Annotated in this window: 1 protein-coding gene; it reads right to left on the reverse strand. The window is 70.8% G+C overall.

Annotation, left to right across the window (positions count from 1 at the left end):
- Positions 1–295, reverse strand: a 295-nt coding sequence (locus tag A9Z05_RS01490) for a molybdopterin cofactor-binding domain-containing protein (RefSeq protein WP_176730125.1), incomplete at both ends; no start/stop codon positions are given.

Consider the following 295-nt stretch of genomic DNA (forward strand, 5'->3'; position numbering starts at 1 on the left):
CGGTCGCCGGCCGGCCGAGCCATTTTGCGACCGCGACGGCCTGCGACGTCGACATCCCGGTGCCAATCTCGGCCGCCGTGTGCTGCAGCGACACCTTGCCGTGCTCGTCGAATTCGACCTTCGCGAACGACGCTTCCGCGCCCGTGCCGAAATCCTTCTGCACGCACGCGAAGCCGACGCCGTAGCGCTTGCCCGGATGCGCGGCCTCGAATTCGGCCTTGCGCGCGGCACGGCGCGTCCACAGCGGATGCTGCTTCGCGCGCTCGAGCACTTCGTCGACGCGCAGCGCGCCGGC

The sequence above is a fragment of the Burkholderia sp. A2 genome (genome assembly GCF_001729305.1).
In the GTDB taxonomy this organism is placed as follows: Bacteria; Pseudomonadota; Gammaproteobacteria; order Burkholderiales; family Burkholderiaceae; genus Burkholderia; species Burkholderia sola.